18 protein-coding genes and 1 pseudogene are annotated in these 16,888 nt (G+C 73.4%); 10 read left to right on the top strand and 9 right to left on the bottom strand.

Going from position 1 to position 16,888, the window contains the following annotated elements; all coding sequences use genetic code 11:
* Nucleotides 1-289: 289 nt before the first annotated feature.
* Nucleotides 290-1,366, bottom strand: coding sequence for an RNA ligase (ATP) (locus tag OHA89_RS33540; RefSeq protein WP_266611567.1), 1,077 nt, complete (start codon nucleotides 1,364-1,366; stop codon nucleotides 290-292).
* A 152-nt stretch (nucleotides 1,367-1,518) separates the two neighbouring features.
* Here OHA89_RS33540 and OHA89_RS33535 point away from each other — a divergent pair, with 152 nt between their 5' ends.
* A complete protein-coding gene (locus OHA89_RS33535) occupies nucleotides 1,519-2,262 on the top strand; it encodes an SDR family oxidoreductase (protein WP_266611565.1) in 744 nt (247 codons plus the stop codon).
* 8 nt (nucleotides 2,263-2,270) lie between these two features.
* Here OHA89_RS33535 and OHA89_RS33530 read toward each other — a convergent pair whose 3' ends face one another.
* Both OHA89_RS33530 and OHA89_RS33525 read right to left on the bottom strand, forming a co-directional pair.
* Nucleotides 2,271-2,996, bottom strand: coding sequence for a peptidoglycan-binding protein (locus OHA89_RS33530; protein ID WP_266611563.1), 726 nt, complete (start codon nucleotides 2,994-2,996; stop codon nucleotides 2,271-2,273).
* Nucleotides 2,997-3,091: 95 nt separating this feature from the next.
* Nucleotides 3,092-4,405 carry an MFS transporter gene (locus OHA89_RS33525; protein WP_406367796.1) on the bottom strand — a complete coding sequence of 438 codons (1,314 nt, stop codon included), beginning with the start codon at nucleotides 4,403-4,405 and terminating at the stop codon, nucleotides 3,092-3,094.
* A 191-nt stretch (nucleotides 4,406-4,596) separates the two neighbouring features.
* Between OHA89_RS33525 and OHA89_RS33520 the strand changes: the two genes are divergently transcribed.
* Nucleotides 4,597-5,037 carry a hypothetical protein gene (locus OHA89_RS33520; protein WP_406367795.1) on the top strand — a complete coding sequence of 147 codons (441 nt, stop codon included), beginning with the start codon at nucleotides 4,597-4,599 and terminating at the stop codon, nucleotides 5,035-5,037.
* Between the two features lie 25 nt (nucleotides 5,038-5,062).
* Here OHA89_RS33520 and OHA89_RS33515 read toward each other — a convergent pair whose 3' ends face one another.
* Entirely contained in the window at nucleotides 5,063-5,359 is a 297-nt protein-coding gene (locus OHA89_RS33515; RefSeq protein WP_257558103.1) for a hypothetical protein, read from the bottom strand.
* Between the two features lie 106 nt (nucleotides 5,360-5,465).
* Between OHA89_RS33515 and OHA89_RS33510 the strand changes: the two genes are divergently transcribed.
* Nucleotides 5,466-5,918, top strand: a complete 453-nt coding sequence (locus OHA89_RS33510) for a hypothetical protein (RefSeq protein ID WP_266611557.1) — start codon at nucleotides 5,466-5,468, stop codon at nucleotides 5,916-5,918.
* A 414-nt stretch (nucleotides 5,919-6,332) separates the two neighbouring features.
* Nucleotides 6,333-6,823, top strand: a pseudogene (locus tag OHA89_RS33505) (GNAT family N-acetyltransferase).
* A gap of 46 nt (nucleotides 6,824-6,869) precedes the next feature.
* Here the strand turns inward: OHA89_RS33505 and OHA89_RS33500 are convergent.
* The gene (locus OHA89_RS33500; protein ID WP_406367794.1) at nucleotides 6,870-7,877 is read right to left on the bottom strand and encodes a helix-turn-helix transcriptional regulator; all 1,008 of its coding nucleotides are present in this window, start codon (nucleotides 7,875-7,877) and stop codon (nucleotides 6,870-6,872) included.
* Between the two features lie 119 nt (nucleotides 7,878-7,996).
* On the opposite strand from OHA89_RS33500, the gene OHA89_RS33495 reads away from it, so the two are divergent.
* Nucleotides 7,997-8,407, top strand: coding sequence for a DUF3224 domain-containing protein (locus OHA89_RS33495; RefSeq protein ID WP_266611555.1), 411 nt, complete (start codon nucleotides 7,997-7,999; stop codon nucleotides 8,405-8,407).
* 19 nt (nucleotides 8,408-8,426) lie between these two features.
* Here the strand turns inward: OHA89_RS33495 and OHA89_RS33490 are convergent, their stop codons facing one another.
* Entirely contained in the window at nucleotides 8,427-11,159 is a 2,733-nt protein-coding gene (locus OHA89_RS33490; RefSeq protein ID WP_266611553.1) for a DNRLRE domain-containing protein, read from the bottom strand.
* A gap of 357 nt (nucleotides 11,160-11,516) precedes the next feature.
* Here OHA89_RS33490 and OHA89_RS33485 point away from each other — a divergent pair, with 357 nt between their 5' ends.
* The 4 genes from OHA89_RS33485 (at nucleotide 11,517) to OHA89_RS33470 (ending at nucleotide 13,857) form a co-directional block, all read left to right on the top strand.
* A complete protein-coding gene (locus OHA89_RS33485) occupies nucleotides 11,517-11,819 on the top strand; it encodes a hypothetical protein (protein WP_257558093.1) in 303 nt (100 codons plus the stop codon).
* 170 nt (nucleotides 11,820-11,989) lie between these two features.
* Nucleotides 11,990-12,445, top strand: coding sequence for a Crp/Fnr family transcriptional regulator (locus OHA89_RS33480; protein WP_257558091.1), 456 nt, complete (start codon nucleotides 11,990-11,992; stop codon nucleotides 12,443-12,445).
* A gap of 397 nt (nucleotides 12,446-12,842) precedes the next feature.
* Entirely contained in the window at nucleotides 12,843-13,286 is a 444-nt protein-coding gene (locus tag OHA89_RS33475) for a subtilase-type protease inhibitor (RefSeq protein ID WP_257558089.1), read from the top strand.
* Nucleotides 13,287-13,392: 106 nt separating this feature from the next.
* Complete coding sequence (locus tag OHA89_RS33470; RefSeq protein ID WP_266611551.1) at nucleotides 13,393-13,857, top strand: M20/M25/M40 family metallo-hydrolase; 465 nt, start codon at nucleotides 13,393-13,395, stop codon at nucleotides 13,855-13,857.
* Nucleotides 13,858-13,863: 6 nt separating this feature from the next.
* Here the strand turns inward: OHA89_RS33470 and OHA89_RS33465 are convergent, their stop codons facing one another.
* Nucleotides 13,864-14,712: a GNAT family N-acetyltransferase gene (locus OHA89_RS33465; protein ID WP_266611550.1), complete on the bottom strand. Its 849-nt coding sequence runs from the start codon at nucleotides 14,710-14,712 to the stop codon at nucleotides 13,864-13,866.
* Nucleotides 14,713-14,821: 109 nt separating this feature from the next.
* Nucleotides 14,822-15,259: a hypothetical protein gene (locus tag OHA89_RS33460; protein WP_266611549.1), complete on the bottom strand. Its 438-nt coding sequence runs from the start codon at nucleotides 15,257-15,259 to the stop codon at nucleotides 14,822-14,824.
* A 239-nt stretch (nucleotides 15,260-15,498) separates the two neighbouring features.
* On the opposite strand from OHA89_RS33460, the gene OHA89_RS33455 reads away from it, so the two are divergent.
* Nucleotides 15,499-16,254: an SIR2 family NAD-dependent protein deacylase gene (locus OHA89_RS33455; RefSeq protein WP_406367793.1), complete on the top strand. Its 756-nt coding sequence runs from the start codon at nucleotides 15,499-15,501 to the stop codon at nucleotides 16,252-16,254.
* A 27-nt stretch (nucleotides 16,255-16,281) separates the two neighbouring features.
* Here OHA89_RS33455 and OHA89_RS33450 read toward each other — a convergent pair whose 3' ends face one another.
* Nucleotides 16,282-16,770, bottom strand: coding sequence for a VOC family protein (locus OHA89_RS33450; RefSeq protein WP_257558067.1), 489 nt, complete (start codon nucleotides 16,768-16,770; stop codon nucleotides 16,282-16,284).
* Nucleotides 16,771-16,888 lie beyond the last annotated feature (118 nt).

Here is a 16,888-nt window from a genome sequence, read left to right as displayed (position 1 = left end):
TCGGCGCCGGTCAGCAGCCGCACCGCCGCGCGCAGATCGAGCCGGGGCTCGTCACGGCCGTCCATGCCGGTGTCCCTTTCGCCGCGGAGGATCCGGGAGAGCGCTCTCCCAGATGCTCCCGGGCCACCCCGGACGCTGTCAACGCCCGCGCCGGGACGGGGTGCTGCCGCTGCGCGGGGCGATTCCCCCACCCCGCCCCTTCCCGAAACTGGGGCTCCGCCCCAGACCCCGCACCTCACACGCCGGCGGGGCTGGGTTGTGCCCGGCAGACGACATCAGCAAAGGCCCGTCACTCGTACTCCGTGCCGCCCTTTCGGGTCAGGTACGCCGGGCTGACCGCCTTGGCGATCGCGCGGCCGCCCACGACCGGGCTGTACCGCTCCGTCGCCGGGCGGATGACGACCCCCTCGCGCAGGTGCAGGCCCCGCCCGGACACGGTCTCCCGACCGCTCGCCACCTCCAGCACCCTGCCGAGCTCGTACGGCCCCTCGTACAGCCTCGGCACCACCGGCAGTTCACCGTCCGACAGCACCTCCGCCGGGTCCAGCCACCGCACCTGCCCGTCGATCTCGGCGGACACGTCGAAGACGGCGTACCCGGGCGGCGTGTCGGCGGTGCGCACGTCGGTCCCGTACGCCAGGTCCTGGACGCCCGCCCCGTACACCTCGCCGAAGATCCCGATCCGCGACGCGCCGAGCCGCGCGGCCAGCCCGGCCGCGACCGCAGGTACGCCGTGGCCGCGTACGGCCCGCCAGTACACGTTGCGCTCGTCCTCGCTCAGCGCGAGCCCCTTCGCACCGAAGCCCTTCGAGGAGACCAGCACCCGCTCGCCCTGGGCGACGTACGTGAACAGGCAGGCGGTGCCGTGCAGTTTCTCGGTGAGGACGACGGGCTCGCCGGGCTCGAAGATGTGCGGATAGCGCTGGAGGTTCTCGATGTCCACCCACGACATCAGGTCCGGAGCCGACTCGACGTCGCCGTTCATCGTGGTCGGGACGGGCGGAGCCCATTTGGTGATGCCGAGCAGCTCCGCGAAGTCCGTGCCCTCCTTGGCCGCCTGCACCAGGTCGACGTCGGCGAGCGCGCGCGGCCGGCACACCAGCCCCTGCGAGAGCTCTCCGCGCAGCCGGACCGCCTTGACGCGGTCGGCGGAGCTTCCGGCGAGCCGCCCGGTCAGCCCGAGCTCCTCGATCAACTCGGCGGGCAGCACGGCCTGCTCGGGTATGTAGAGGGCGAACTCTCCGGTGCGATAGGCGCCCTTGGCGACCACTGCTCGGTAGAGGCCCACCTGGGCCAGCTCCAACGCGTCGGCGTTCGGATGCTCATGGACGGTCAGCTCTTCGGCGGTGACCCGCAAGGTCGACATGAAAGGTCTCCTCGGACGTACGGATGTGGCAGCGACGACCACTCTCGGCGCCGCCATTTCCACTGGTCCAGCGCATTTCGGGATGCTAAGGGCCGTCTCGGCGCCTGGCGTATCCTCGCCCCCGAACGCACCTTCGGCATCCAGGAGCCCCCGTGTCACCTCGTCCGGTCACCGTCGTCACCGGCGGCAGCAGGGGCATCGGCGCGGCGACCTGCCTGCGCCTGGCGGCCGACGGGCACGACCTGGCGCTGGGTTACGCGCAGGACGCGGCGGCAGCCGAGGCCGTCGCCGAGCGGGTACGGGCCACCGGGGCCCGCTGCGTGACCGTACGCGGGGACACCTCCGAGGAGTCCGGCGTCGAGCGGCTCTTCGACATCGCCGGCGCCGAACTGGGCACGGTGACGGGGCTGGTCAACAACGCCGGGGTGACCGGCCCGCTGGGCCGCCTCGCCGATGCCCGCACCGAGGATCTGCGGCGGGTCGTCGAGGTCAACCTCCTCGGGTACCTGCTGTGCTGCCGCCGCGCGGCCCGGGACATGGCGGAGTCGGGCGGCGGGGCGATCGTGAACGTCTCCTCGGCGGCGGCCACCCTCGGCAGCCCCGGCGACTACGTGCACTACGCCGCGACCAAGGCCGCCGCCGACGCGCTGACCATCGGCCTCTCCAAGGAGCTCGGCCCGGACGGCATCCGGGTCAACGCCGTGGCGCCGGGCATCATCGAGACCGACATGCACGCGGCGATGGGCGACCCCGACCGCCCGGCCCGGGCCGCGGCCGGGATCCCGCTCGGCCGGCCCGGGCAGCCCGAGGAGATCGCCGGGGCGATCGCCTGGCTGCTCTCCCCGGAGTCCTCGTACACGACGGGAGCCGTGCTGCGGGTCTCCGGCGGGCGCTGAGTCGGGCGTCAGCCGAAGGCCGCGGCCGTGGCCGGACCGTAGACGCCCGGCTGGTCGCCCTTGATGCCCCGGTCGCGCTGGAGCTGGCTGACACCGCGCTTGGTCTGGCCGTCGTACACGCCCGTGATCGAGACGTACGTGAACCCCTGCCCGAAGAGCAGTTCCTGCAGGGCGCGCACCTCGGGCCCGCTGTCCCCCATGCGCAGCGTCGCGGCGGGGGCCGCGCGTCGGACGGCCGACGCACTCGGCGAGGGCGCCGGCTTCGCGGACGGGCCGGACGGTCCCGGCGACGCGGATGCACTGGCTTTGGCCGAGGGCGCGCCGGACCGTGCGGAGGCGCCGGGCCCGGGCTCGCCGCCGGAATCCGCACCGCGCGCCGGGAGCACCGGCACGGACAGCTCGGGCGGCCGCTCGGAGCGGGCCGGCGGTTCCGGATCGGGGCCGTTCAGCAGGAGGACGATCCCGCCGGCCGCGGCCAGCGCGAGCAGGGTGGCGACGGCCGCTCCCCGCCCGCCGCCGCGCCTGCGGGCGCCGGGGGACGCGGGGGCCGGAGCGGGCACCGGGGCGGGAGCAGCGCCGCTGGGCGCCGTCGCCGGGCCCGGGAACGCGAGGGGCCCGGTCTGCGGCCAGGCGGGGGCCGTCGCCCGGGACGGTCCGCCCGAGGGGGCGACGTACGGACGTACGAGCAGATGGTCGTCGGGGATGCCCGCGCTCTCATCGGAGTCGTGGGACACGGTGTCTCCCCGGCTGGGACATCTGAGGCATCTCCGAAGTGCAGCTCAAGCGGTGGTTCTCGACCGGCGCACTCTTGCCTCCACGACGGCCCCGGTCAAGCCGGGTGTCCGGTCTGCCCTTGTCCATCCGTTCTGCCGGGCTGCCGGCGGACCGACGTGGCCCAGACGGTGCCCGCGGCCAGGAGCATCAGGGCGGCTCCGCCGAGCGGGGCGGCGGGAGCCGAGATTCCGTCGACCGCGAGCCCGCCGAGCAACGCGCCCGCCGCTATGGCCAGGTTGAACATGGCCACCATGAGGGAGGTGGCGGCCTCGGCCGAGGCCGGAGCCGAGGTGAGCATCCAGCTCTGCAGGGTCACCGAGACCCCGCCGTACGCGAGCCCCCAGGCGAGCAGCAGCGCGGTCCCGGCGACGGCTCCGGGGAGGACGGCGATCAGGGCGAGGATCACGGTGAGGCAGGCGCTGATCGTGAGCAGGGTGCGGTGCGCCCCGCGCGCCCCGGCCAGGAAGTTGCCGGCCACGCCCGCGACCCCGTACCCGAGCAGGAGGGTGCTCACGTACTCGGCGTCGATGCCGGAGACGTCCCGGAGGACGGGCCGTACGAAGGTGTAGGCGGCGAACTGCCCGGTCACCACGAGGAAGGTGACGATGACCCCCGCGCGGACTCCGCGGTTCGAGCGGAGCAGGGCGGGGAGTTGGGCGAAGGTGATGTTCCGGGTCGGGGGCAGCGGGGGCAGGAGCAGGAGCAGCGCGGTCAGGGTGACGAGGCCGAGGGCGCCGACCGCCGCGAAGGCGGTGCGCCAGCTGCCGAGTTCGCCGAGCAGGGTCCCCGCGGGGACGCCGAGCACCGAGGCGGTGGGGACGCCGCCGAAGACGAGCGCGGTGGCCCGGCCGACGTGGCGCCGGGGGACGAGCCGTACGGCGAGCCCGCCCGCGATGGCCCAGAACCCGCCAACGCTGACGCCCACCAGGACGCGGGCCGCGAGGACGACGGCGAAGGTCGGGGCGAGGGCGGCGACGATGTTGGCGGCGGCCATGAGGGCGATGAGCACGCAGAGCACGAGCCGCCGGTCGAGCCGGCCGGCGCCGACGGTGACGAGTGGTGCGCAGAGCCCGGCGACCAGTCCGGGCACGGTGACCATCAGACCGGCGGTCCCGTCGGAGACGCCGAGGTCGGCCCCGACGGGGGTGAGCAGGCCGACGGGCAGCAGCTCGGAGGTGATCAGGCAGAAGATCCCGAGCGCGAGGGCGCAGACGGCCGCCCAGCCCTTCCAGGCAGACCCCCCATCAGATTTCTCAGCATATGCGGATGAACCGGGCTCACGGTCGGGCTCACGGTCGGGCTCGTGGTCGGGCTCGTGGTCGGGCTCGGGAGTCGGCGCGGGGGTGCCGGGCGCGGCGGCTGAGGTCATGGATCGGTACTCCGTACGGGCTGATCGGCGGGCAGGACACGGCAGCACGGGGCGCCGGGGGTCGCGCCTCCCCCGTCATCCGCACTGCCGTTCCAATTCTCCGGCCGCCCCGGTAATTCCCGGAAGCCGCCGTCACCCGGACGCGTGAGGCGGTGGACCCGGCCGGCCGGGCCGTACGGCAAGGTGGTCGGATGCAGTTACGCCGGGCCGTGCCCCTCTCCCTTCTCGCGCTCCTGGCGAGCGCCGGCTGCGTCTCCGTCGGCGCGCAGGATTCGGCTCCGGTTCCCTCGGGCGGTTCCGTATCGCCCGCCGACGCGCCCGACGCACCGCCTCCGGTGCCGGCGCCCCTGCCGCAGTCGCTGCCGCTGGGTGAGCTACCGACGGGCGCGGCGGACGCGCCGGGTCCGGATCCGTCGGAAGGGCGGCCTCCGGCCAGGGCCGCCCGGCCGCCCGCCTCGCGGCCCGCGAAACCGGCGGCGCCGCCCCGGCGGTCGCGCTCGGCCAAGCCCACGCTCCCCCACCCGCTGCGTCGGCCTGCCCCGCCACCCGGTCTGGACGAGCTGTGCGCGGCGGTGGAGGGGGCTGTTCCGCCGTCCATCGTCGACCTGTGCCTGCGCCAGTACGGCCGCTGACCGCGCGGGCCGGGGAATCGGAGTCTCAGGGGCGGCGGCCGCAGACGCCGGCGCACCGTCGGACCGTGTCCCGGCGGGCGGTGCGCAGCCGGTGCACGGTGCTGCGGCCGCGGCGGCGCCATTCGCCCCGGGGCAGCGCGGCCCGCTGGCCGCCGCCCGCGATGAGGGCGTTGACCGGGGTCATCGGGTCGGCGGCCATCGCCTTGGCGAGCAGCACGCCGACGACGAGCGGGACCAGGGCGACGGCCAGGGCCGAACCGGCGGTGGTCACGTGCTGCATGCGCGGGCGGGTCGGCGCGCCGCTGGGGGCCTCGGAGATCATGGCCCCATTCGACCAGCGGCGGCGCGGCGGGGAATCGGGGCGGATACTCAGGCCGTTGGGCACAAGGTACTCAGACGGATGACGCGCTGCGGCGGGGTGGTGGGTGATGGCGGTACCCGGGCAGGGTTTCGAGCCCGCGACCGGCGACGGCCCGGCCGCGCCGGACGCCGGGCGTGCGGCGGAACTGCGCACGGCCTACGAGGGGCTGCTGCAGATCCGCCGACTGGTCAACGGCCCGGCGGGCGAGGCGGTTCCCGCGCCGTGGGAGGTGCGGCAGCTGCCCCGCGCGGTGGCCCTCGTACTGGAGGCGTCGGGGATCACACCGTCGGCGGCGGACGCGGAGGGCCTGCCGACGCGGACTGGCTATCGGGTGGCCGCCGGCCCGGAGCCCGGCCGGGCCGAGGTGACCTGGGCCGGCCCCAAGGGCAGCGGCGCGGCCGAGGAGGAACAGGAGCGGCTGACCGCCTGCGCGGCCGCACTGGAACGGCTGGGCTGGGTCTGCCTCCTCTACCGGGGCCCCCGCCGCCGCCGCTTCCTCGAGGTGGAACCCCCGCGCTGACCGCCGCCGCCAAAACCGGTGGCCCGCGCCGCCCCGCACCACGACACTCGACGGATGGGCATGCTCGACGCACTGGCGGACCGCATCGGCAGGGGCGAGACCGTGGAGTTCCGGCCGGCCGGCGGATCGATGGCGCCCCTGATCCACAGCCGTCGGCAGTGCCGTGTGGCACCGGTCGACCCGGCGCTGCTCGAGGTCGGCGACATCGTCCTGGCCCGCGTCTCCGGCTCCGTGTACCTGCATCTGGTCTCGGCGGTGGACACCGCCCGCCGGCGCGTGCAGATCAGCAACAACCGAGGCCGCGTGAACGGCTGGACCGGGCACGACCGGGTGTTCGGCATCTGCCTGGCCGTGGACGGCGTCCCCCGCCCGGGCGCGGCGGGCAAGGTCCGCCGGTCCGGTGTCCGGCCGCCCCTGCTCGCCACCCGGCGTCTCGACCTGGTCCCCCTGCACCCCTCGCACGCCGACGAGATGGCCCTCGTCCTGGCCGATCCCGCTCTCCACGCCTTCACCGGCGGGGCACCGCTGTCGGCCAGGGCGCTGCGCGCCCGCTACGAGCGGCTCGCCGCCGGCTCCCCCGACCCGGCGGTCGTCTGGGCCAACTGGGTGCTGCGGATGCGCGGCCAGGGGCGGCTGGTCGGCACCGTCCAGGCCACGATCGGCGCGGCCCTCGACCGGGCCGAGCTGGCCTGGACCGTCGGCGCCCCTGGCAGGGCCACGGGTTCGCCACGGAGGCCGCCCGGGCCCTCGCCGACTGGCTGACGGAGCTGCCCGTCGGCCTGCTGGTCGCGCACGTCCACCCGGACCACGCCGCCTCGGCGGCCGTCGCCGCGGCCTGCGGGCTGCGCCCGACCCCGTTCCGCCAGGACGGCGAGATCCGCTGGGAGTCCCTCGGCTCAGGGTGAGCAGGACGACGTCCGCCCTCGGGCGGCCCGAACACGGCGGCGGGTGTCAGCGGTAGCGGGCGGCGAGCGCGGCGACCGTGCCGGCGAGGGCCGAGCGCAGCTCGGGCGGGCCGAGGACCTCGGCGTCCGTGCCCAGCCGCAGGAGGTCGCCGACCGCGACGGCCTCGGACTCCACGGGGAGCCGGATCCGCACCCAGCCCTCCGCGTCGGCCGGGCCGGCTGCCTCGAGCGCCCGTACGCCCGCCGCGCCGAACCGCATCGGCAGCAGCCGCTGCCCACGGGGCGAGAGCCGCAGATCGGCGGTCTGCTGGTGGAGGACGGCGTCCAGACGGCGGGTGGACTCCCCCCAGTACGCGGCGAGTTCGAATCCGGCCGGCCGCTCGAAGGCGTCGGCCGCGGTGTCCACCGCCAGGAACCGGGAGACCCGGTAGGTCCGAACGGAATCCACCGATTCCACCGCTTCCGCGGACTCCGTGGAATCCGCGGAGTCCACGGCCCGGGCCACGAGGTACCAGATGCCGCCCTTGAGGACGAGGCCGAGCGGATGCAGAGCGCGGTGCACCTCGCCGCCCCAGCGGCGGTAGTGGGTGTGCAGGACCCGCTGGTCCCAGACGGCCTGGGCGATCCGCGCGAGGTGCGGGACGGGGTCGGCGTCCCGGAACCAGGCGGGCGCGTCGAGGTGGAAACGGTCCTGGATCGTTCGCGCCCGTTCGGCGAGTGGGGCGGGGAGCGCGGCCTGGAGCTTCAGCTGGGCGGCGGCCAGCTCGGCGCCGAGACCGAGTTCCCGCGCGGGGCCTGGGGCGCCGGCGAGGAAGAGGGAGCCGGCCTGGACGTCGGTCAGGCCGGTGAGACGGGTGCGGTAGCCGTCCGCCAGCCGGTACCCGCCGGCCGGGCCGCGGTCGGCGAGGACGGGGACTCCGGAGGCGCCGAGGGCTTCGACGTCGCGGTAGACGGTACGGACGGACACCTCGAGCTCGGCGGCGAGTTCGGGCGCGGTCATCCGGCCGCGGTTCTGCAGGAGCAGGAGCAGGGAGAGAAGCCGGTCGGCGCGCATGGCACTGATTGTCGCCCTACCTGACAGAAGGTGTCAGGTACGGCTGCCAGCCTGTGGGCACAGACCGATGAACGGCCCGGGCGGGGACGAGCCCTCCGGGTCCCGCCGAAAGGATCACCATGCCCACGCCCGTAGAGACCGGCGGCCGTTTCACCTTCGCCGACTGGCAGGAGCAGCCCGTCGGCCCCGCGGAGGCCACCCCGCGCCTCGCCCACGCCGAGGTCGCCAACTCCTTCACCGGCGGGGTCGAGGCGAACCGGACCACCTGCGCCTACACGATCGCCTACACCGGGGAGAACGTCGGCACGTACACCGGCATGGAACTGCTCTCCGGCAGCGTCGACGGCCGCAAGGGCACCTTCGTACTGGAGGAGCGCGGCAGCTTCGACCCGACCGGCACCGTCTGCCGCTTCGAGGTGGTGCCGGGCTCCGGCACCGGCGATCTCGCCGGACTGACGGGCTCCGGCGGGTTCACCTTCCGGCACGGCGACTCCTCCGTGGAATACACCTTCGTGTACTCCCTCGCCTGAGTTCCGGGCGCGCGCTACATCACGGCGCGCCGAAGGTCAGCGTCAGCTGCGGGGTGCCCTCGTTGGCCTGCGCCTCCGAGGACCACAGCCACAAGGCGTCCGTACCGGCGCTGCTCAGGGCCAGGCCGTATCCGCCGCCGAGGGCCGCGGCGACGGTCTGGGTGTCCAGCCCCGCGGTATGCACCGCCGAGCCGTCGGGGATCCCCGCGAAGCTGCCGAGCGCCGGACCGCCCAGGGCCGGGCGGTTGGAGTACGTGGTCCCGCCCTCGGTCCACGACCCGGTGACCGGGACGACCGAGACGGTGTCCGCCGTACCGGCGCCGCTCATCGTGCTCGTCTTGACGCTGAGGGTGGCCGACTTCAGCACCGTGCCCGCCGGAGCGGCGGGCAGGTTGAAGCGGAGGTAGCTCGCGTAGAACGAGGTGCCCCGCACGGCGAGCGAGCTCGAGGTCCCGTAATTGGTGTCGGGCGCGCCCGCGTTGGCGTACGTGTCCTCCGAGGCGGTCACCCGCACCACCGAGTCGGCCGGGGCGGTGGCGAGGGCGTGGTGGTTCTGCACCTGCGCCGAGCTCAGGACGGTCGGATAGACGGCGGTTTCGTCGAGCTGGCCAGCCCAGTACTCGCTCGTCGGACGGTCCGGCCAGCCGCCGAGGCTGTCGCCGCCGGCGTGCCAGTAGCCGGAGAAGTTCTCGTGCGTGGTGACGTTCAGCGTGCCCTTCTGTACGCCGTCCACGTAGAGGGTCATCCCGCCGGGCCCCTGGGTGGCGACGGCGTGGTGCCACTGGTTGTCGTTGTACGCGGCGCCGGTGGTGACCGTGCGGGTGGCGCCGGTGTAGACGCCGAAGACCAGGCGGCCGTCATTGGTCATGTAGAGGTGCTTGTCGTACTGGTTGCTGCCGCGCGACTGGTTGTTCCCGAAGCCGAAGAGCTTGCCGCCGCGGGTGGTGTTCGTCTTGAACCAGGTCTCGATGGTGTAGGTGCTGCCCACGTTCTGGCGCTTGTCCCCGTACACCTGGGTGTCCGTGCCGTTGAACCCGATCGCCGTGCTCGCGCCGGAGACCGCGCCGGGCGTCTGGCGCAGGGCGGGGGCGTTCAGGTGCACGCCGCTCTGGTTTCCGCCGTCCGAGGAGTCGGCGACGAAGGGCAGGGCGGACTCGTCGTAGCGCCAGTACTGCTGGGCTCCGTCGGCGCGCACCTGGTTCGGGTAGCCGTCCACCGAGGCCGGGACCGTCACGCTCGCGGTGCCCGACAGGGCGCTGGTGTTCCCGGCCGCGTCGGTCGCGGTCACCCGGTACGTGTACGTCTGGCCCGGGGTCACGGTGGTGTCGGTCCAGGAGGCCTGGGGGCGGCGGAAGAACAGCGAGTCCGCGGTGACCGTGGCGATCGGCGTGGCCGCGCCGTTGCGGTAGATCCGGTAGGTCAGCGCGCTGTCGTCGAGGTCGAGGCTGGTGCGCCAGCGCACCTGGGCCTCACCGGGCTTGAAGCTGACGGCACTTGCGAGGGGCACGCTGGGCGCGCCGGTGTCCCCGGTGGAAGCGAAACGCGTCAGGCTCTGCTGCGCCGCGCCGTTGACGGTGGTGAACTCGCCGCCGACCCACAGGTACTGGACGCCGCCCTTGGAGCCGACGGTCATCACGCGCGGGCCGATGCCCTCGCCGATGCCGTCGTTGGTGTCGGGGGCCCAGCCCAGTTTGCCGGTGCCGCCGGTGGGCTGGGCGAGCAGGTGGTGGCGCTGGCCGTCGGGGAACTCGCCGACGCTGGAGCAGTCGTGGGCGTGCGAGGCGCTGTAGAGCACGCTCTGGTACGGCAGCACGGCCTGCGTGGCGCCGAGGCAGGTGTCGCGCCAGCGCTGGCCGAAGTCGGAGAGGTTGAGTGCGATCCGGCCGTCGAAGACGCCGCCGCCCGTGCCCTCGTTGGCGGTGTAGAACCCGGTCTCGTCGGTCGCAATGTCCTTGACGACCGAGTTGGTCTCGATGAAGCCGGGGTAGGACTTGGTGAGCGCGCCGCTCGTCGCGTCGACGACGGCCAGTGCGTGGGTGTTCGTACCGTTGACGGTGAAGAAGTCGCCGCCGAGGACCACCCGGTTGCCGTCGGGGGTGACCTCGACGGCGCGGCCGGGCTCGTCGGCGTCGGCGGTGAAGGGCTTCAGCGCCCCGTCGGCCGCGTCGACGGCGGCGAAGCGTTCGCGCGGCTGGCCGGCCACGCTGAGGAAGTCGCCGCCCGCGTAGACGGTGTCGCCGGTGACGGCGAGGGCCCGTACGGTGGCCGCGAAGGCGGGACGGAACGCGGGCTTCACGGCGCAGGTGGCCACGTCGATGGCGGCGAGGCTGGAGACCGGGGTGCCGTTGACGGCGCCGAAGTAGCCGCCCGCGTAGAGGGTCTGCTTGTCGGGCGAGAGGGTGAGCGCGCGGACCGTCGCGGTGCCGGAGCCGATGGTGAAGGACAGCGCGCAGGAGGTCGGGGCGCCGGTGGCGGCGTCGAGCGCCGCGAAGTTCACGGCCGGCTGCTCGCTGCCGGCGCCGCCCGCGGGCGGGCGTACGGCGGAGAAGGTGCCGCCGACGAAGACCTTGCCGCCCGCCTCGGCGAGGGCCCAGACCACGCCGTTGGGCTGCCAGGTCGGCAGTGCGTCCGCGGTGAACGCCACGGGCGGGGTGATGGCCGCCGCCTGCGGGACGAGGCCGAGGCCCAGGCCTGCGCCGGTTCCGGCCAGGGACAGGGCGAGAGCAGCCGCCAGTCGTCTGGATGTGCGCATGAACCCCCCAGTTCGGTGTGCTGTGCGGCCGTATCGCGCGCGGCCGCCGAGTCATGGCCGGAAACCGCCGGACGGCGGGCCGCGGCCATGCGTACGGGCGCACCCTAGGGTTAATCGGCGCTCGGTTCACCCCACTTGACGTATCGGATGCCGAATCGCGCCGCGCCCGTACACCTTCGTCCCGCGCCTGCCGGGGTCCGGCCGTCCGGATCCGGACGGCGGCCGCCGGTCATGTTCCCGGTCGGTCCCGGCCCCCGGGTGGCCACCCTGGCGAAACTGCCCCGCGCGGGGCCGCGTCCCCTCTACCGTGCCCTGAGGGTGATGGGCACGGCACCGGAGGGTGGAGGGGTGGGGCGGATGGACGAAGAAGAGGACATGCGGCTGGCGAGGCTGACGCCGGAGATCTCGCGCCGCACTCTCGCCATGCTGCGCGGCCTCGCGGGCCTGGAGCCGCCGGAGCAGGTGCCCGAGGACGCCATGATCGTCACCGACGCGGTTCTGGCGGACTACGGCACCGACGGGCTGCGGGTGCTCGCGATGACGCTGGCGGCCTGGGCGACGGCGCAGATCGAGAACGTCGCCGAGCTGAGCGGGCGCAGCCACGAGGCGGTGCTGGACGCCATGGAGCTGGCCTGTCTGGAGGCGAACGCCGAGGAGTAGCCCGGGGCGGGCGCGGCGCATACCGTATCCGCGTCCGCGCCGGGACGGACGGCATGCGGGCCGATCCGCGCTGCCCGGAAGAAGCGCCGCCCGATCCGGTCTGGATCGGGCGTGCGTCGGCGACACTGGGTGTATCAGTGCGCCGTGGGGGGTCGTGATCGGAGGCCGTCGTGAGCACACCTTCCCCCGTCCGGATGGCTGCCGTGCTGTCCACCGAGCATCGTGGCCGGCTGATGTCCCAGGCCCGCGAGGTCAATTTTTCCGAGAATGCGGCGATCTTCGAGGAAGGCACCCGGGCGGACTCCTTCTGGATCGTCCGCTCCGGCACGGTGACCCTGCAGATCCCCGTGCACGGGCGGCGGCCGGCGCCCGTGGAGAACCTCGGCCCCGGTGAGCTGGTGGGCTGGTCCTGGCTGTTCCCGCCGTACGTGTGGCAGCTGAGCGCCGAGGCGATGACGCCGGTGCGCGCGTACGAGTTCGACGGCGGGAGGGTACGGATGCTCATGGACGCCGATCCCGCTTTCGGGTCCGCGATCGGTCACTGGGTCGGGCGGGTCCTGGCCCTGCGGCTGCACCAGACCCGCACCCGGCTCCTCGACCTGTACGCCCCGCGCGCCTCGGCCTAGGCGGAAGTCGGGCCCGGCAAGGCAGCACAGGGACACCGCGGCCGGGAGGGTGGCGCAGACCACCGCCAGGGCCGCGAACGCGTGCGCCCGCGCGCCCTCGCACCGAGGGCCTCCCAGGGGATCACGCTGCCGCTGCGGACGTGCGGCAGGGCCCCCGGCAGGGATCCCAAACCTCCTCGCAGGTGGATTTCGCAAGGGTTTCGCGCGTGTCTCCGGTCGGTGTTCAGCCGATTCGGCGAGCCGCTCCCCCACAGGTCAGCCCGTGCCACACCGCTCCGGTCTGCAATCATCCGTACACGATGGGTGACGAAAAATGGGGGTGCGAACGGGCGTTCACGGCCCGCGTGGGCAAGACTCTGTCCGCTATCCGAAACAACAACCCAAGGGAGTGTTCGAAATGCGGTCCATCACCAGGGGTCTCGGGCTCGGTTCCGCCGCCATGGCGCTCACCGCGCTCACCGCGCTGGCCTGGCCCGGGTCGGCCGGAGCCGCCCCTTCCGGCACGGAAAGCCTGTACGCCCCGTCCGCGCTCGTACTCGGGGTGACCGCCGGGGACGACACCGCGACCGGCACCGTGCTGCGCGCGGTGACGCTGGTGTGTGCACCGACACCGGGCGGGACGCACCCGAACCCGGCCGCCGCCTGTGCCGAATTACGGTCGAACGCGCCCCGGTTGGACGCCCTCGCGGCGCCCGAGCCCGGTACCGCGTGTACCAAGGAGTGGAACCCCATGACGGTGACGGCCGACGGCGTGTGGCAGGGCCGCCGGCTGAACTACGAGTACACCTTCGGCAACCCGTGCGGCATGCGCAACACCACCGGCGCGCTGTTCGGCTTCTGACAGCCGCTCAGTGCGGGCACCGGCCGGGCGGCACGTCGACAGCCGCCCGGCCGGGCTCAACCGCCGACCACCTTCCTGCTTGCGCTTCGATCAGGAACCGGTGGTCGTGCACTGTGAATCCGCCTGCGATTCTGATGCGCCGATCGAGTCGGCGCAGCGCGGATTCGTGCTCGGAGGGCTCGAAACCGGGGTGCTGGACGGCCGCCTGCTGCCGGGTGAGCTGCCCGATGGGTGGGCGGAGCAGGTGCAGAAAGCAGTTGGAGACCGTGCCGAGGTGTCGCTGCTGCACGGCAGAGTGAGCAACGGCGTGCACGACGACCCGGAACTCCTGCGGGCTCTGGGCGATACCCTCGCCGCCCACGAACCGGGTGCGCGGGTCCTGCCGTACATCAATCCGGCCGCCACGGACGCCCGCGCCTTCCCCGACACGAAGGTGGTCGGATTCTTCCCCTCGGCGAGTGACGCGGACATCATGCGCCTCATCCACGCACCGGACGAACACGCCCGGATCACCGACCTGATGTTCGGCGGCAAATGCCTGCTCGACGCGGTCCTCAGACTCTCGGCATGACGTGTGTCAGCCCAGTTCGAGGCTCGTGACCCCGTAGATGCCGGCCAGTTCGAGTGCGGGGGCCGGGCCCGTGTACATCCTGGCGGTCTCGAAGACCGGGACCAGCCCGAGGCCCGCGAACAGGGTGGCGGCCTCCGGGTTCGCGTCCGGTACGTCCACGGACACCAGCCCGCCGGGCGCTTGCTCCGCGAGTCCGCGCAGCAGGGTGGCCGCCACGCCGGGGGTGGCCGCGTAGAGCGGGCCGATCCGGGAGGCCCCGCTGGACGGGCGGACGACGCCGATTCCCTCGATCCGGCCGGCGCGGACGGCGGCCAGGGCGGTCCGGCCGGGCAGTGCGGTCCAGGCGGAGAGGAAGGCGTCGCGCGCCTCGGGGAAGAACCGCCGGTCGTAGGCGGCGAGTTTCCCGAAGGGCAGCGAGGCCGCGTCCACCACCTCGACGCCGTCGGCACCCACAGCCTCCCCCTGCGGTACGCCTTCGTGGCGGACGTTGTTCCAGGCGTGACGGAAGCCGGACTTGCGGTAGTTGTCCTGCTGCTCGACGACCCCGTCCAGGCCGATGAGCCGCCCGTCGAGCCGCTCCATCGCCGCGTCCCAGAGCCGGATGCCGTAGCCCTGCCCGCGGAAGGCGGGACGGGCGATGTAGAAGCCGATGAAACCGAAGCCGGCGCCGTAACGGACCGCGGAGACGCAGGCCACCGGTTCGCCGTCGAGCCGGCCGACGAGGAAGCCCTCCGGGTCGGCGACCGCGAAGGCGAACCGGTCCGAGTCCCCCGGATTCCAGCCCTCCTCGTCGGCCCAGCCGCGGATCATCTCCATGTCTGCGGCGCTCGCGCCGGTGATCTCGAATCCCGTCATGCCGATGTTGTAGCAGATGCCCGAGCGGACCGGTTCGAGGGCGGAGCACCGCGAACCACTCGTAGCGGCAGGTGAGTTCATGGCCATTCTTCAGCCCTGTGTACGGATGTCAGCCCGCGCAGATCACGTCGTCCACCCGGATCGGCTCGGAGTCGAGACGTACGTAGGCGGTGAAGGTGTCGGTGAGTCCCTCCTCCCAGTGGGTGGTGACGGTGGCCCAGCCGACCCCGGCCGACTGGGCGACGGTCACCGGGCCGACCGCGATGCTCTGCGGCTCGTTCTGGGCGCAGAGCAGGACGTCGGCGCCCAGGCTCTCCTTCTGCTTGTCCTTGAGCAGCTGCGAGACCCGGGTCTCGCGGTCGCGAAGGGACGGGCCGTGGTCGCCGTAGAAACCGACGAGGAAGCGGCCGATCACGTCGGCGGTGTGTTGCACCGGGACCGGGGTGGCCACCGGCGCGGCAAGAGCGGGAACGGGAACGGACGAGAGGGTCGCCGACGCCAGCAGGGTCAGCAGCAGGGCGCCAAGGCTGTACGGCTTGAGCTTCATGTCGGGTTTGTACCCGCCTGTCGGGGGCAAGGGCCGGAACGCGGCCCGGATCTCACCCCAGTGGAGGCCCTGATTCACCGCAGAAACGACCCTCCGGGCCCCGGGCACACCGGTTACCGCCCCCGGTGACGTGATCCGGGGAAGGCCCAGACGGGTGCACGGGGACACGCCTGAGCATCCGAAAGGGTGGCGCGGTAATCGGGTCGCGGGCACCCGGGGCACGTACGTAGGGTCGGATCATGGGGAAGCCGCTTGTCGCAGTGTTCAGTGGGGCCGGGATGTCCACCGATTCCGGGATTCCGGACTACCGGGGGCCGCAGGGGCTGTGGCGGCGTGATCCGGACGCCGAGAAGCTCGTGACGTACGAGTACTACATGGCCGATCCGGAGATCCGGCGCCGGTCCTGGCTGATGCGTGCCGAGCTCGGCGCGCTCCGGCCGCGGCCCAATGCCGCGCACCTGGCCGTGGCGGAGCTGGAGCGCGGCGGGACCCCGGTACGGGTCATCACGCAGAACGTGGACGGGCTGCACCAGCTCGCCGGGATGCCCGCCCGCAAGGTGTTCGAACTGCACGGCACGGCCCGGTCGGTGGTGTGCACGGCCTGCCGCGCCCGGTCGGGCATGGACGAGGCGCTCGCCCGGGTCGCCGCCGGGGAGCCGGATCCCGCCTGCCTGGCGTGCGGCGGGATCCTCAAGGCGGCGACCGTGATGTTCGGCCAGCGGCTCGACCCGGAGGTACTGGGTCAGGCGATGGCCGTGGCCAAGGGCTGCCAGATCTTCATCGCCGTCGGGTCGACCCTCCAGGTGCAGCCCGCCGCCTCGCTGGCCGGGATGGCCGCGGAGGCGGGGGCCCGGCTGATCATCGTGAACGCCGAGGAGACCCCGTACGACTCCCTCGCCGACGAGATCGTCCGCGAACCGATCGGAACCGCCCTGCCGGCCCTCCTGGCCCGGATCGCCGCCGACCGGGTGACGCTCCAGCCCGAAAACCCGTGACGGTCCAGCCCGAGAACCCGTGACGCTCTAGCCCGAGAACCCGTCGGCCGCCCGCCGCATCTCCGCCACGTCGAGCTTCTTCATCTTCATCATGACGGCCGTGGCGCGGGCGGCCCGCTCCGGGTCCGGGTCGCTGACCAGGTCGATGGCGCCGGGCGGGATGACCTGCCAGGACACCCCGAACCTGTCCTTGACCCAGCCGCACGCGGACTCCTGGCCGCCGTCCTTGGTCAGCGCGTCGTAGTAGTAGTCCGCCTCGGGTTCGTCGGCGCAGTGGATCTGGAAGGAGATCGCCTCGGTGAAGGGGAACTCCGGTCCGCCGTTGAGGCCGACGAACTTCTGCCCGTTGACCTCGAACTCGACGATCATCACCGAGCCCGGCTGCCCGGGGCCCGCATCCGTGTAGCGGCCGATCCGGCCGATCTTGCCGTCCTTGAAGACGGACAGGTAATAGTCGGCGGCGGCCTCCGCGTCGCCGTCGAACCACAGACACGTGGTGAATCCGTTGCTGCTCATGGCTGCCTCCATGCGAGTGCGTGCGTGCTGCGCGCGTGCGGCGTGCGTACGTCCTCACATACAGACCGGCCCCGGGCCCGAATTTCATCGGTGGGCCCGGGGCCGGTCTGTGTTCGGC

The organism is Streptomyces sp. NBC_01546 (assembly GCF_045208355.1).
In the GTDB taxonomy this organism is placed as follows: domain Bacteria; phylum Actinomycetota; class Actinomycetes; order Streptomycetales; family Streptomycetaceae; genus Streptomyces.
This window is presented reverse-complemented; position numbering and strand designations above follow the sequence as displayed.

What these genes read in the sequence shown, in the direction of transcription:
- OHA89_RS33540 (WP_266611567.1), bottom strand. Translation starts at nt 1,366, where the DNA reads ATGTCGACCTTGCGGGTCACCGCCGAAGAGCTGACCGTCCATGAGCAT.
- OHA89_RS33515 (WP_257558103.1), bottom strand. Translation starts at nt 5,359, where the DNA reads ATGATCTCCGAGGCCCCCAGCGGCGCGCCGACCCGCCCGCGCATGCAG.
- OHA89_RS33450 (WP_257558067.1), bottom strand. Translation starts at nt 16,770, where the DNA reads ATGAGCAGCAACGGATTCACCACGTGTCTGTGGTTCGACGGCGACGCG.
- OHA89_RS33525 (WP_406367796.1), bottom strand. Translation starts at nt 4,405, where the DNA reads ATGACCTCAGCCGCCGCGCCCGGCACCCCCGCGCCGACTCCCGAGCCC.
- OHA89_RS33455 (WP_406367793.1), top strand. Translation starts at nt 15,499, where the DNA reads ATGGGGAAGCCGCTTGTCGCAGTGTTCAGTGGGGCCGGGATGTCCACC.
- OHA89_RS33520 (WP_406367795.1), top strand. Translation starts at nt 4,597, where the DNA reads ATGCAGTTACGCCGGGCCGTGCCCCTCTCCCTTCTCGCGCTCCTGGCG.
- OHA89_RS33500 (WP_406367794.1), bottom strand. Translation starts at nt 7,877, where the DNA reads ATGCGCGCCGACCGGCTTCTCTCCCTGCTCCTGCTCCTGCAGAACCGC.
- OHA89_RS33460 (WP_266611549.1), bottom strand. Translation starts at nt 15,259, where the DNA reads ATGAAGCTCAAGCCGTACAGCCTTGGCGCCCTGCTGCTGACCCTGCTG.
- OHA89_RS33510 (WP_266611557.1), top strand. Translation starts at nt 5,466, where the DNA reads ATGGCGGTACCCGGGCAGGGTTTCGAGCCCGCGACCGGCGACGGCCCG.
- OHA89_RS33475 (WP_257558089.1), top strand. Translation starts at nt 12,843, where the DNA reads ATGCGGTCCATCACCAGGGGTCTCGGGCTCGGTTCCGCCGCCATGGCG.
- OHA89_RS33485 (WP_257558093.1), top strand. Translation starts at nt 11,517, where the DNA reads ATGGACGAAGAAGAGGACATGCGGCTGGCGAGGCTGACGCCGGAGATC.
- OHA89_RS33495 (WP_266611555.1), top strand. Translation starts at nt 7,997, where the DNA reads ATGCCCACGCCCGTAGAGACCGGCGGCCGTTTCACCTTCGCCGACTGG.
- OHA89_RS33490 (WP_266611553.1), bottom strand. Translation starts at nt 11,159, where the DNA reads ATGCGCACATCCAGACGACTGGCGGCTGCTCTCGCCCTGTCCCTGGCC.
- OHA89_RS33465 (WP_266611550.1), bottom strand. Translation starts at nt 14,712, where the DNA reads ATGACGGGATTCGAGATCACCGGCGCGAGCGCCGCAGACATGGAGATG.